The organism is Streptococcus pseudopneumoniae ATCC BAA-960 = CCUG 49455 (assembly GCF_002087075.1).
GTDB lineage: Bacteria > Bacillota > Bacilli > Lactobacillales > Streptococcaceae > Streptococcus > Streptococcus pseudopneumoniae.
This window is the reverse complement of the sequence record NZ_MWSM01000046.1, coordinates 1-14,300: the sequence shown is the minus strand read 5'-3', so window position 1 is coordinate 14,300 and position 14,300 is coordinate 1. Positions and strand designations below refer to the sequence as shown.

The following is a 14,300-nucleotide window of genomic DNA, read 5'->3' as shown; positions in this document are numbered from 1 at the left end:
ATAAATCAATAATTTTTTCTTTTATCCCCAACCTGTGGATAAAGTTTGGTAACATTGTGGATTATTTTTCACAGCTTGTGGAAAATTCTTGCTATCTATGGTAAAATATCTCTAGTATTAAACTTTTAAATAGTAAAGGAGGAGAAAAGATTGAAAGAAAAACAATTTTGGAATCGTATATTAGAATTTGCACAAGAAAGACTGACTCGATCCATGTATGATTTCTATGCTATTCAAGCTGAACTCATCAAGGTAGAGGAAAATGTTGCCACTATATTTCTACCTCGCTCTGAAATGGAAATGGTCTGGGAAAAACAACTAAAAGATATTATTGTAGTAGCTGGTTTTGAAATTTATGACGCTGAAATAACTCCCCACTATATTTTCACCAAACCTCAAGATACGACTAGCTCACAAGTTGAAGAAGCTACAAATTTAACTCTTTATGACTATAATCCAAAGTTAGTATCTATTCCTTATTCAGATACGGGATTAAAAGAAAAGTATACCTTTGATAACTTTATTCAAGGGGATGGAAATGTTTGGGCTGTATCAGCCGCTTTAGCTGTCTCTGAAGATTTGGCTCTGACCTATAACCCTCTTTTTATCTATGGAGGACCAGGCCTTGGTAAGACTCACTTATTAAACGCTATTGGAAATGAAATTCTAAAAAATATTCCAAATGCACGTGTCAAATACATACCTGCTGAAAGCTTTATTAATGACTTTCTTGATCACCTAAGACTTGGGGAAATGGAAAAATTTAAAAAAACCTATCGTAGTCTTGATCTTTTGTTAATCGATGATATCCAGTCACTCAGCGGAAAAAAAGTCGCAACTCAGGAAGAATTTTTCAATACCTTTAACGCCCTTCATGACAAGCAAAAACAGATTGTCCTAACCAGTGATCGTAGTCCAAAACATTTAGAAGGGCTCGAGGAGAGGCTTGTCACGCGCTTTAGTTGGGGATTGACACAAACTATCACACCCCCTGACTTTGAAACACGCATTGCCATTTTACAAAGTAAAACGGAACATTTAGGCTACAATTTCCAAAGTGATACTCTAGAATACCTAGCTGGGCAATTTGATTCAAATGTTCGAGATCTTGAGGGAGCCATAAACGACATCACTTTAATTGCCAGAGTAAAAAATATCAAGGATATCACTATTGATATTGCTGCAGAAGCTATTAGAGCTCGAAAACAAGATGTTAGCCAAATGCTCGTCATCCCAATTGACAAAATCCAAAATGAAGTTGGTAACTTCTATGGAGTTAGTGTCAAAGAAATGAAGGGAAGCAGACGCCTTCAAAACATTGTGTTAGCCCGTCAAGTAGCCATGTATTTATCTAGAGAACTAACAGATAATAGTCTTCCAAAAATTGGGAAGGAATTTGGTGGAAAAGATCATACAACAGTTATTCATGCCCATGCTAAAATTAAATCTTTGATTGATGAAGACGATAATTTACGCTTAGAAATTGAATCAATCAAAAAGAAAATCAAATAAGTTGTGGATAACTTTTACTTTATTATCTTTTTTATCCACATTTTTTAAACAAGCCAAAAAACTTGATATGACTTGTTTAAAGTCTGTTTTCCACAGATTTCACAGACTCTATTATTACTATTATCCTTCTAATACTAAAAATAAATAAAGGAGAATCCATGATTCATTTTTCAATTAATAAAAATTTATTTCTACAAGCCTTAAATACAACTAAAAGAGCTATTAGTTCTAAAAATGCCATTCCTATTTTATCAACTGTCAAAATTGACGTGACCAATGAAGGTGTTACTTTAATTGGTTCAAATGGTCAAATTTCAATTGAAAATTTTATTTCTCAAAAAAATGAAGATGCTGGTCTATTAATTACTTCTTTAGGTTCGATCCTTCTTGAAGCTTCTTTCTTTATCAATGTGGTATCTAGCCTACCTGATGTAACTCTTGATTTTAAAGAAATTGAACAAAATCAAATTGTTTTAACCAGCGGCAAATCAGAAATTACCTTAAAAGGAAAAGATAGTGAACAGTATCCACGAATCCAAGAAATTTCAGCAAGCACTCCTTTGGTTCTTGAAACAAAATTGCTCAAGAAAATTATCAATGAAACAGCTTTTGCTGCAAGTACACAAGAAAGTCGTCCAATTTTAACAGGTGTTCATTTTGTATTGAGTCAGCATAAGGAGCTAAAAACAGTGGCAACAGACTCTCATCGTCTAAGCCAGAAAAAATTAATGCTTGAGAAAAATAGTGATGATTTTGATGTCGTGATTCCTAGCCGTTCTCTACGCGAATTTTCAGTGGTATTTACAGATGATATCGAAACTGTAGAGATTTTCTTTGCCAATAACCAAATCCTCTTTAGAAGCGAAAATATTAGCTTCTATACTCGTCTCCTAGAAGGAAACTATCCTGATACAGATCGCTTGATTCCAACAGACTTTAACACTACTATTACTTTTGATGTGGTAAACTTACGCCAGTCAATGGAGCGTGCTCGTCTTTTATCAAGTGCGACTCAAAATGGTACTGTGAAACTTGAAATTAAAGGTGGTATTGTTAGCGCCCATGTTCACTCTCCAGAAGTTGGTAAAGTAAACGAAGAAATCGATACTAATCAGGTTACTGGTGAAGATTTGACCATTAGTTTCAACCCAACTTACTTAATTGATTCTCTTAAAGCTTTAAATAGCGAAAAGGTTACCATTAGCTTTATCTCAGCTGTTCGTCCATTTACTCTTGTGCCAGCAGATACTGACGAAGACTTCATGCAGCTCATTACACCAGTTCGTACAAATTAAGTGAAAGAGGTTGAGCTTAGCTCGCCTCTTTTATGATATAATCGAAAAAGAAAAGGAGAATAGTATGTATCAAGTTGGAAATTTTGTTGAAATGAAAAAACCACATGCTTGCACCATCAAGTCAACAGGAAAAAAAGCTAATCGTTGGGAAATTACACGTGTAGGAGCAGATATCAAAATCAAATGCAGTAATTGTGACCATGTTGTCATGATGGGACGCTATGATTTTGATCGAAAAATGAATAAAATTATTGACTGAGAACCCTTAGTTAGAGGGTTAGCAAGTTTTCCCTTTTTGTGTTATAATATTAGGGATTGAAATGAAAACGGAGAATGAGAAATATGGCTTTGACAGCAGGTATCGTTGGTTTGCCAAACGTTGGTAAATCAACACTATTTAATGCAATTACAAAAGCAGGAGCAGAGGCAGCAAACTACCCATTTGCGACGATTGATCCAAACGTTGGAATGGTTGAAGTTCCAGATGAACGCCTACAAAAACTAACTGAAATGATTACTCCTAAAAAGACAGTGCCAACAACATTTGAATTTACAGATATTGCAGGGATTGTAAAAGGAGCTTCAAAAGGAGAAGGGCTAGGGAATAAATTCTTGGCCAATATTCGTGAAGTAGATGCGATTGTTCACGTAGTTCGTGCTTTTGATGATGAAAATGTGATGCGCGAGCAAGGACGTGAAGACGCCTTTGTAGATCCACTTGCCGATATTGACACCATTAACCTAGAATTGATTCTTGCTGACTTAGAATCGGTGAACAAACGATATGCGCGTGTAGAAAAGATGGCACGTACGCAAAAAGATAAAGAATCAGTAGCTGAGTTTAATGTTCTTCAAAAGATTAAACCAGTCCTTGAAGATGGGAAATCAGCTCGAACTATTGAATTTACAGATGAGGAACAAAAGGTTGTAAAAGGTCTTTTCCTTTTGACGACTAAACCAGTGCTCTATGTTGCTAATGTTGACGAGGATGTGGTTTCAGAACCTGACTCTATCAACTATGTCAAACAAATTCGTGAATTTGCAGCGACAGAAAATGCTGAAGTAGTCGTCATTTCTGCGCGTGCTGAGGAAGAAATTTCTGAATTGGACGATGAAGATAAAAAAGAGTTTCTTGAAGCCATTGGTTTGACAGAATCAGGTGTAGATAAGTTGACGCGTGCAGCTTACCACTTGCTTGGATTGGGAACTTACTTCACAGCTGGTGAAAAAGAAGTTCGCGCTTGGACTTTCAAACGTAGTATGAAGGCTCCTCAAGCAGCTGGGATTATCCACTCAGACTTTGAAAAAGGATTTATTCGTGCAGTAACCATGTCATATGAGGATTTAGTGAAATACGGATCTGAAAAGGCCGTAAAAGAAGCTGGACGCTTGCGTGAAGAAGGAAAAGAATATATCGTTCAAGATGGCGATATCATGGAATTCCGCTTTAATGTCTAAAAAATTAATAAATGGTGTCAATTAGGTTGGAAAAAAATTCCAACCCTTTTGGCTTTTGAAAGGAAAAATAAATGACCAAATTACTTGTAGGCTTGGGAAATCCAGGGGATAAATATTTTGAAACAAAACACAATGTTGGTTTCATGTTGATTGACCAACTAGCGAAAAAACAAAATGTCACTTTTACACACGATAAGATATTTCAAGCAGACCTAGCATCCTTTTTCTTCAATGGAGAAAAAATTTATCTGGTTAAACCAACGACCTTTATGAATGAAAGTGGAAAAGCAGTTCATGCTTTATTGACTTACTATGGTTTGGATATTGAAGATTTACTTATCATTTACGATGACCTTGACATGGAAGTTGGAAAGATTCGTTTAAGAGCAAAGGGCTCAGCAGGTGGTCACAATGGTATTAAGTCTATTATTCAACATATTGGAACTCAGGTCTTTAACCGTGTTAAGATTGGAATTGGGAGACCTAAAAATGGTATGTCAGTTGTTCACCATGTTTTGAGTACCTTTGACAGGGATGATTATATCGGTATTTTACAGTCTATTGACAAGGTTGACGATTCTGTAAACTACTATTTACAAGAGAAAAATTTTGAGAAAACAATGCAGAGGTATAATGGATAAATGGTGACCTTATTAGATTTATTCTCAGAAAATAATCAGATCAAAAAATGGCATCAAAATTTAACAGATAAGAAAAGACAACTGATACTTGGTTTATCAACGTCTACTAAGTCTCTTGCAATTGCAAGCAGTTTAGAAAAAGAAGATAAGATTGTATTGTTGACGTCAACTTATGGAGAAGCAGAAGGACTTGTTAGTGATCTTCTATCTATCTTGGGTGAGGAACTTGTCTATCCATTTTTGGTAGATGATACTCCTATGGTGGAGTTTTTGATGTCTTCACAAGAAAAAATCATTTCACGGGTTGAAGCCTTGCGTTTTTTGACTGATTCATCTAAGAGAGGGATTTTAGTTTGTAATATCGCAGCAAGTCGATTGATTTTACCGTCTCCCAATGTATTCAAAGATAGTATTGTAAAAATCTCACTTGGTGAAGAATATGATCAACACGCGCTTATCCATCAGTTAAAGGAAATTGGCTATCGAAAAGTTACACAAGTACAAACTCAAGGCGAATTTAGTCTGCGAGGAGATATTTTAGATATTTTTGAAATATCCCAGTTAGAACCTTGCCGAATTGAGTTTTTTGGTGATGAAATTGATGGTATCAGGTCATTTGAAGTAGAAACACAATTATCGAAAGAAAATAAGACAGAACTCACAATCTTTCCAGCTAGCGACATACTTTTGAGAGAAAATGATTATCAACGAGGTCAGTCAGCTTTAGAAAAACAGATTTCAAGAACGTTATCACCTATTTTAAAATCATACTTAGAAGAAATTCTTTCAAGTTTTCACCAAAAACAAATGCATTCTGATTCACGGAAATTTTTATCTTTATGCTATGATAAGACATGGACTGTATTTGATTATATTGAAAAAAACATACCAATATTCTTTGATGATTATCAAAAATTGATGAATCAGTATGAAGTCTTTGAAAGAGAATTAGCGCAGTACTTTACAGAAGAATTACAGAATAGTAAAGCATTTTCTGATATGCAGTATTTTGCTGATATTGAACAAATCTATAAAAAACAAAGTCCGGTGACTTTTTTCTCTAATCTTCAAAAGGGACTAGGAAATCTCAAGTTTGACCAAATTTATCAATTTAATCAATATCCTATGCAGGAGTTTTTCAATCAATTTTCTTTTTTAAAAGAAGAAATTGAACGATACAAAAAAATGGATTACACTATTATCCTGCAATCTAGCAATTCAATGGGAAGTAAAACATTGGAGGATATGTTAGAGGAATATCAGATTAAATTGGATTCCAGAGATAAGTCAAGAATCTATCAACAATCTGTAAACTTAATTGAGAGTAACCTAATACATGGTTTTCATTTTGTAGATGAAAAGATTTTATTGATAACTGAACATGAGATTTTTCAAAAGAAATTGAAACGTCGTTTTCGAAGACAGCATGTTTCAAACGCAGAGAGATTAAAAGATTACAATGAACTTGAAAAAGGAGATTACGTTGTTCACCATATTCATGGGATTGGTCAATATCTAGGAATTGAAACAATTGAAATCAAGGGGATTCACCGTGATTATGTTAGTGTTCAATACCAAAACGGGGATCAAATCTCTATCCCAGTAGAACAGATTCATCTACTGTCTAAATATGTTTCAAGTGATGGGAAAGCTCCAAAGCTCAATAAATTAAATGACGGTCATTTTAAAAAGGCCAAGCAAAAGGTTAAGAACCAGGTAGAGGATATAGCTGACGATTTAATTAAACTCTACTCTGAACGTAACCAGTTGAAGGGTTTTGCTTTTTCAGCTGATAATGAAGATCAAGATGCCTTTGATGATGCTTTCCCTTATGTTGAAACGGATGATCAACTTCGTAGTATTGAGGAAATCAAGAGAGATATGCAGGCTTCTCAGCCAATGGATAGACTTTTAGTTGGGGATGTTGGTTTTGGAAAGACTGAAGTTGCTATGCGTGCAGCCTTTAAGGCAGTCAATGATCACAAACAGGCTGTCGTCTTAGTTCCGACGACGGTTTTAGCGCAACAGCACTATACAAATTTTAAGGAACGATTCCAAAATTTTGCAGTTAATATTGATGTATTGAGTCGCTTTAGAAGTAAAAAAGAGCAGACTGAAACACTTGAAAAATTAAAAAACGGTCAAGTTGATATTTTGATTGGAACCCATCGTGTTTTGTCAAAAGATGTTGTGTTTGCTGATTTGGGCTTGATGATTATTGATGAAGAACAACGATTTGGTGTCAAGCACAAGGAAACCTTGAAAGAGTTGAAGAAACAAGTGGATGTCCTAACTTTGACCGCTACTCCAATCCCTCGTACCCTCCATATGTCTATGTTGGGAATCAGAGATTTGTCTGTTATTGAAACTCCGCCGACTAATCGTTATCCTGTTCAGACATATGTTTTGGAAAAGAATGATAGTGTCATTCGTGATGCTGTTTTGCGTGAAATGGAGCGTGGAGGTCAAGTTTACTACCTTTACAACAAAGTTGACACGATTGACCAGAAGGTTTCAGAATTACAGGAGTTGATTCCAGAGGCTTCGATTGGTTATTTTCATGGTAGAATGAGTGAAATCCAGTTGGAAAATACTCTACTAGACTTTATTGAGGGACAATACGATATCTTGGTGACGACTACCATTATTGAGACAGGGGTGGACATTCCAAATGCCAATACTTTGTTTATTGAAAATGCGGACCATATGGGTTTGTCAACCTTGTATCAGTTAAGAGGAAGAGTCGGTCGTAGTAATCGTATTGCTTATGCCTATCTCATGTATCGTCCAGAAAAATCAATCAGTGAAGTCTCTGAAAAGAGATTAGAGGCAATCAAAGGATTTACAGAATTGGGCTCTGGATTTAAGATTGCTATGCGAGATCTTTCGATTCGTGGAGCAGGGAATCTCCTAGGAAAATCCCAGTCTGGTTTCATTGATTCTGTTGGTTTTGAATTGTATTCACAGTTACTAGAGGAAGCTATTGCTAAACGAAACGGTAATGCTAACGCTAACACAAGAACCAAAGGGAATGCTGAGTTGATTTTGCAAATTGATGCCTATCTTCCTGATACTTATATTTCTGACCAACGACATAAGATTGAAATTTACAAGAAAATTCGTCAAATTGACAGCCGTGTCAATTATGAAGAGTTACAAGAGGAGTTGATAGACCGTTTTGGAGAATACCCAGATGTAGTTGCTTATCTTTTAGAGATTGGTTTAGTCAAGTCATATTTGGACAAGGTCTTTGTTCAACGTGTGGAAAGAAAAGATAATAAAATTACAATTCAATTTGAAAAAGTCACTCAACGACTGTTTTTAGCTCAAGATTATTTTAAATCTTTATCCGCAACGAACTTAAAAGCAGGCATCGCTGAGAATAAGGGATCAATGGAGCTTGTATTTGATGTTCGAAATAAGAAGGATTATGAAATTTTAGAAGGACTGATGATTTTTGGAGAAAGTTTACTAGAGATAAAAGAGTCTAAGAAAGAAAATTCCATTTGATATTTTTCTTCTATAAAATAGATAAAAATGGTACAATAATAAATTGAGGTAATAAGGATGAGATTAGATAAATATTTAAAAGTATCGCGAATTATCAAGCGTCGTACAGTCGCAAAGGAAGTAGCAGATAAAGGTAGAATCAAGGTGAATGGAATCTTGGCCAAAAGTTCAACGGACTTGAAAGTTAATGACCAAGTTGAAATTCGCTTTGGCAATAAGTTGCTACTTGTCAAAGTACTAGAGATGAAAGATAGTACAAAAAAAGAAGATGCAGCAGGCATGTATGAAATTATCAGTGAAACACGGGTAGAAGAAAATGTCTAAAAATATCGTACAATTGAATAATTCTTTTATCCAAAATGAATATCAACGTCGTCGCTACCTGATGAAAGAACGACAAAAACGGAATCGTTTTATGGGGTGGGTATTGATTTTGATTATGCTATTATTTATCTTGCCAACTTTTAATTTAGCGCAGAGTTATCAGCAATTACTCCAACGACGTCAGCAATTATCAGAATTGCAAACTCAGTATCAAACTTTGAGTGATGAAAAGGATAAGGAGACAGCATTTGCTACCAAGTTGAAAGATGAGGATTATGCTGCCAAATATACACGAGCGAAGTACTATTATTCTAAGTCGAGGGAAATAGTTTATACGATTCCTGACTTGCTTCAAAGGTGATAAAATGGAAAATTTACTAGACGTAATAGAGCAATTTTTGAGTTTGTCAGATGAAAAGCTGGAAGAATTGGCTGATAAAAATCAATTATTGCGTTTACAAGAAGAAAAGGAAAGGAAGAATGCGTAAATTCTTAATTATTTTGTTGCTACCAAGTTTTTTGACCATTTCAAAAGTTGTTAGCACAGAAAAAGAAGTCGTCTATACTTCGAAAGAAATTTATTACCTTTCACAATCTGACTTTGGTATTTATTTTAGAGAAAAATTAAGTTCTCCTATGGTTTATGGAGAGGTTCCTGTTTATGCGAATGAAGATTTAGTAGTGGAATCTGGAAAATTAACTCCCAAAACAAGTTTTCAAATAACCGAGTGGCGTTTAAATAAACAAGGAATTCCGGTATTTAAGCTATCCAACCATCAATTTATTGCTGCAGACAAACGATTTTTATATGATCAGTCAGAGGTGACTCCAACAATAAAACAAGTATGGTTAGAATCTGACTTTAAACTGTATAATAGCCCTTATGATTTAAAAGAAGTGAAATCATCCTCATCAGCTTATTCGCAAGTATCAATCGATAAGACCATGTTTGTAGAAGGAAAAGAATTTCTACATATTGATCAGGCTGGATGGGTAGATAAGGAATCAACTTCTGAAGAAGATAATCGGATGAGTAAAGTTCAAGAAATGTTATCTGAAAAATATCAGAAGAATTCATTCTCTATTTATGTTAAGCAACTGACTAATGGAAAAGAAGCTGGTATCAATCAAGATGAAAAGATGTATGCAGCTAGTATTTTGAAACTCCCTTATCTCTATTATGCGCAAGAAAAAATAAATGAGGGTCTTTATCAGTTAGATACGACTGTAAAATACGTATCAGCAGTCAATGATTTTCCAGGTTCTTATAAACCAGAAGGAAGTGGTAGTCTTCCTAAAAAAGAGGATAATAAAGAGTATTCTCTCAAGGACTTAATCACAAAAGTATCAAAAGAATCGGATAATGTAGCTCATAATCTATTGGGTTATTACATTTCAAACCAATCTGATGCCACATTCAAATCCAAGATGTCTGCCATTATGGGAGATGATTGGGATCTAAAAGAAAAATTGATTTCTTCCAAGATGGCTGGGAAGATTATGGAAGCCATTTATAATCAAAATGGATTTGTGCTAGAGTCTTTGACTAAAACAGATTTTGATAATCAGCGAATTGCCAAAGGTGTTTCTGTGAAGGTCGCTCATAAAATTGGGGATGCGGACGAATTTAAGCATGATACGGGTGTTGTCTACGCAGATTCTCCATTTATTCTTTCTATTTTCACTAAGAATTCTGATTATGATACAATTTCTCAGATAGCCAAGGATGTTTATGAGGTTCTAAAATGAGGGAACAAGATTTTTTAAATCATTTTCTCAAGAGAGGATATTTTAAAAAGCATACTAAGGTGGTGCTAGCTCTTTCTGGTGGATTAGATTCTATGTTTCTATTTAAGGTATTGTCTACTTATCAAAAAGAGTTAGAAATTGAATTGATCTTAGCTCATGTGAATCATAAGCAGAGAGTAGAATCAGATTGGGAAGAACAGGAATTAAGGAAGTTAGCTGCTGAAGCAGAGCTTCCTATTTATATCAGCGATTTTTCAGGAGAATTTTCAGAAGCGCGTGCTCGACATTTTCGTTATGATTTTTTTCAAGAGGTCATGAAAAAGACAGGTGCGACAGCTTTAGTTACTGCCCACCATGCTGATGACCAGGTGGAAACGATTTTGATGCGTTTGATTCGAGGCACTCGTTTGCGCTATCTATCAGGAATTAAGGAGAAGCAAGTAGTAGGAGAGATAGAAATCATTCGTCCCTTCTTGCATTTTCAGAAAAAAGACTTTCCATCAATTTTTCACTTTGAAGATACATCAAATCAGGAAAATCATTATTTTCGCAATCGTATTCGAAACGCTTATTTACCAGAATTAGAAAAAGAAAATCCTCGATTTAGAGATGCAATCTTAAGTATCGGAAATGAAATTTTAGATTATGACTTAGCTATAGCTGAATTATCTAACAATATTGATGTAGAAAATTTAGATCAGCTATTGTCTTACTCTGAGTCGACACAAAGAGTTTTACTTCAAACTTATCTGAATCGTTTTCCAGATTTGAAGCTTACAAAAGCTCAGTTTGAAGAAGTTAGACAAATTTTAAAAACTAAAAGCCAGTATCGTCATCCGCTTAAAAATGGTTATGAATTGATAAAAGAGTACCAACAGTTTCAGATTTGTAAAATCAGTCCGCAGGCTGATGAAAAGGAAGATGAACTTGTGTTACACTATCAAAATCAGGTATCTTATCAAGGATACACATTTTCCTTTGGAATTCCTTTAGAAGGTGAATCAATTCAACAAATACCTGTTTCACGCGAAACATCCATACACATTCGTCATCGAAAAACAGGAGATGTTTTGATTCAAAATGGACATAGAAAAAAACTCAGACGTCTATTTATCGATTTGAAAATCCCTATGGAAAAGCGAAAATCTGCTCTGATTATTGAGCAATTTGGTGAAATTGTCTCAATTTTGGGAATTGCGACCAGTAATTTGAGTAAAAACACGAAAAATGATATAATGAACACTGTACTTTATATAGAAAAAATAGATAGGTAAAAAAATGTTAGAAAACGATATTAAAAAAATTCTCGTTTCACACGATGAAATTACAGAAGCTGCTAAAAAATTAGGTGCTCAACTCACTAAAGACTATGCAGGAAAAAATCCAATCTTAGTCGGGATTTTAAAAGGATCTATTCCTTTTATGGCTGAATTGGTTAAACATATTGATACACATATTGAAATGGACTTCATGATGGTTTCTAGCTACCATGGTGGAACAGCAAGTAGTGGTGTTATCAATATTAAACAAGATGTGACTCAAGATATCAAAGGAAGACATGTTCTATTTGTAGAAGATATCATTGATACAGGTCAAACTTTGAAGAATTTGCGAGATATGTTTATTGCAAGAGAAGCAGCTTCTGTTAAGATTGCAACCTTGTTGGATAAACCAGAAGGACGTGTTGTAGAAATTGAGGCAGACTATACCTGCTTTACTATCCCAAATGAGTTTGTAGTAGGTTATGGTTTAGACTACAAAGAAAATTATCGTAATCTTCCTTATGTTGGAGTATTGAAAGAAGACGTGTATTCAAATTAGAAAGAATAATTTTTAATGAAAAAACAAAATAATGGTTTAATTAAAAATCCATTTCTATGGTTATTACTTATTTTTTTCCTAGTTACAGCTTACCAGTATTTTAGTACAGGTAGTGTTGCAGGGAAAAGTGAGCAAATTAATTATACAGAATTGGTAAAAGAAATTACCGATGACAATGTAAAAGAATTAACCTACCAACCAAATGGCAGTGTTATCGAAGTTTCGGGTGTTTATAAAAATCCTAAAACAAGTAGAGAAGAAACAGGCATTCAGTTTTTCACGCCATCTGTTACTAAGGTAGAGAAATTTACCAGCACTATTCTTCCTGCAGATACTACCGTATCAGAATTGCAAAAACTTGCTACTGACCATAAAGCAGAAGTAACTGTTAAGCATGAAAGTTCAAGTGGTATGTGGATTAATCTACTCGTATCCATTGTGCCATTTGGAATTCTATTCTTCTTCCTATTCTCTATGATGGGAAATATGGGAGGAGGAAATGGCCGTAATCCAATGAGTTTTGGACGTAGTAAGGCTAAAGCTGCAAATAAAGAAGATATTAAAGTAAGATTTTCAGATGTTGCTGGAGCTGAGGAAGAAAAACAAGAACTAGTTGAAGTTGTTGAATTCTTAAAAGATCCAAAACGATTTACAAAACTTGGGGCTCGTATTCCAGCAGGTGTCCTTCTGGAGGGACCTCCGGGAACAGGTAAAACTTTGCTTGCTAAAGCAGTCGCCGGAGAAGCAGGTGTTCCATTCTTGAGTATCTCAGGTTCTGATTTTGTAGAAATGTTTGTCGGAGTTGGAGCTAGTCGTGTTCGTTCTCTTTTTGAAGATGCCAAAAAAGCAGCGCCAGCTATCATCTTTATCGATGAAATTGATGCTGTTGGTCGCCAACGTGGTGTCGGCCTCGGTGGAGGAAATGATGAACGTGAGCAAACCTTGAACCAACTCTTGATTGAGATGGATGGTTTTGAGGGAAATGAAGGGATTATCGTCATTGCTGCGACAAACCGTTCAGATGTACTAGACCCTGCCCTTTTACGTCCAGGACGTTTTGATAGAAAAGTATTGGTTGGTCGCCCTGATGTTAAAGGTCGTGAAGCAATCTTGAAAGTTCATGCTAAGAACAAGCCTTTAGCAGAAGATGTTGATTTGAAATTAGTGGCTCAACAAACTCCAGGCTTTGTTGGTGCTGATTTAGAGAATGTCTTGAATGAAGCAGCCTTGGTTGCTGCTCGTCGCAATAAATCGATAATTGATGCTTCAGATATTGATGAAGCAGAAGATAGAGTGATTGCTGGACCTTCTAAGAAAGATAAGACAGTTTCACAAAAAGAACGTGAATTGGTTGCCTACCATGAGGCAGGACATACCATTGTTGGCCTAGTCTTATCGAATGCCCGCGTTGTTCATAAGGTTACAATTGTACCAAGAGGCCGTGCAGGCGGATACATGATTGCACTTCCTAAAGAAGATCAAATGCTTCTATCTAAAGAAGATATGAAAGAGCAATTGGCTGGCTTAATGGGTGGACGTGTAGCTGAAGAAATTATCTTTAATGTCCAAACTACAGGAGCTTCAAACGACTTTGAACAGGCGACACAAATGGCGCGTGCAATGGTTACAGAGTACGGTATGAGTGAAAAACTTGGCCCAGTACAATATGAAGGAAATCATGCTATGTTTGGTGCACAGAGTCCTCAAAAATCAATTTCAGAACAAACAGCTTATGAAATTGACGAAGAGGTTCGTTTATTATTGAATGAAGCACGAAATAAAGCTGCTGAAATTATTCAGTCAAATCGTGAAACTCACAAGTTGATTGCAGAAGCACTATTGAAATACGAAACATTGGATAGTACACAAATTAAATCTCTCTATGAAACAGGAAAGATGCCTGAAGCAGTAGAAGAGGAATCTCATGCATTATCTTATGATGAAGTAAAGTCAAAAATGAATGATGAAAAATAACCCAAAGAGAGGCAAG

At 35.3% G+C, this 14,300-nt stretch carries 13 protein-coding genes; all 13 read left to right on the top strand.

Annotated elements, in window-relative coordinates; genetic code table 11:
- Positions 1 to 150: 150 nt before the first annotated feature.
- The 13 genes from dnaA (at position 151) to ftsH (ending at position 14,284) form a co-directional block, all read left to right on the top strand.
- Complete coding sequence (dnaA, locus tag B4W83_RS09610; RefSeq protein WP_000660614.1) at positions 151 to 1,512, top strand: chromosomal replication initiator protein DnaA; 1,362 nt, start codon at positions 151 to 153, stop codon at positions 1,510 to 1,512.
- Positions 1,513 to 1,670: 158 nt separating this feature from the next.
- Positions 1,671 to 2,807, top strand: coding sequence for a DNA polymerase III subunit beta (gene dnaN / locus B4W83_RS09605; RefSeq protein ID WP_000581169.1), 1,137 nt, complete (start codon positions 1,671 to 1,673; stop codon positions 2,805 to 2,807).
- Between the two features lie 64 nt (positions 2,808 to 2,871).
- Positions 2,872 to 3,066, top strand: coding sequence for a DUF951 domain-containing protein (locus tag B4W83_RS09600; protein ID WP_000285186.1), 195 nt, complete (start codon positions 2,872 to 2,874; stop codon positions 3,064 to 3,066).
- A gap of 83 nt (positions 3,067 to 3,149) precedes the next feature.
- Positions 3,150 to 4,265, top strand: a complete 1,116-nt coding sequence (gene ychF / locus B4W83_RS09595; protein ID WP_001218715.1) for a redox-regulated ATPase YchF — start codon at positions 3,150 to 3,152, stop codon at positions 4,263 to 4,265.
- Positions 4,266 to 4,336: 71 nt separating this feature from the next.
- On the top strand, positions 4,337 to 4,906 hold the full coding sequence (pth, locus tag B4W83_RS09590) for an aminoacyl-tRNA hydrolase (protein WP_000163917.1): 570 nt from the start codon (positions 4,337 to 4,339) through the stop codon (positions 4,904 to 4,906).
- The gene (gene mfd / locus B4W83_RS09585) at positions 4,907 to 8,416 is read left to right on the top strand and encodes a transcription-repair coupling factor (protein WP_000258137.1); all 3,510 of its coding nucleotides are present in this window, start codon (positions 4,907 to 4,909) and stop codon (positions 8,414 to 8,416) included. It abuts the gene before it with no gap.
- A 57-nt stretch (positions 8,417 to 8,473) separates the two neighbouring features.
- The gene (locus B4W83_RS09580) at positions 8,474 to 8,740 is read left to right on the top strand and encodes an RNA-binding S4 domain-containing protein (RefSeq protein WP_001234978.1); all 267 of its coding nucleotides are present in this window, start codon (positions 8,474 to 8,476) and stop codon (positions 8,738 to 8,740) included.
- Positions 8,733 to 9,101: a septum formation initiator family protein gene (locus B4W83_RS09575; RefSeq protein ID WP_000041914.1), complete on the top strand. Its 369-nt coding sequence runs from the start codon at positions 8,733 to 8,735 to the stop codon at positions 9,099 to 9,101. The genes B4W83_RS09580 and B4W83_RS09575 overlap by 8 nt, the downstream gene beginning before the upstream one ends.
- A gap of 4 nt (positions 9,102 to 9,105) precedes the next feature.
- Positions 9,106 to 9,228: an SP_0009 family protein gene (locus B4W83_RS13715; protein WP_000429334.1), complete on the top strand. Its 123-nt coding sequence runs from the start codon at positions 9,106 to 9,108 to the stop codon at positions 9,226 to 9,228.
- Positions 9,221 to 10,489, top strand: coding sequence for a serine hydrolase (locus B4W83_RS09570; RefSeq protein WP_001224762.1), 1,269 nt, complete (start codon positions 9,221 to 9,223; stop codon positions 10,487 to 10,489). The genes B4W83_RS13715 and B4W83_RS09570 overlap by 8 nt, the downstream gene beginning before the upstream one ends.
- On the top strand, positions 10,486 to 11,763 hold the full coding sequence (tilS, locus tag B4W83_RS09565; protein ID WP_001209061.1) for a tRNA lysidine(34) synthetase TilS: 1,278 nt from the start codon (positions 10,486 to 10,488) through the stop codon (positions 11,761 to 11,763). The genes B4W83_RS09570 and tilS overlap by 4 nt, the downstream gene beginning before the upstream one ends.
- A gap of 4 nt (positions 11,764 to 11,767) precedes the next feature.
- Positions 11,768 to 12,310, top strand: a complete 543-nt coding sequence (gene hpt, locus B4W83_RS09560; RefSeq protein WP_000892174.1) for a hypoxanthine phosphoribosyltransferase — start codon at positions 11,768 to 11,770, stop codon at positions 12,308 to 12,310.
- Between the two features lie 15 nt (positions 12,311 to 12,325).
- Positions 12,326 to 14,284, top strand: a complete 1,959-nt coding sequence (gene ftsH, locus B4W83_RS09555) for an ATP-dependent zinc metalloprotease FtsH (RefSeq protein ID WP_000744568.1) — start codon at positions 12,326 to 12,328, stop codon at positions 14,282 to 14,284.
- Positions 14,285 to 14,300: the final 16 nt, after the last annotated feature.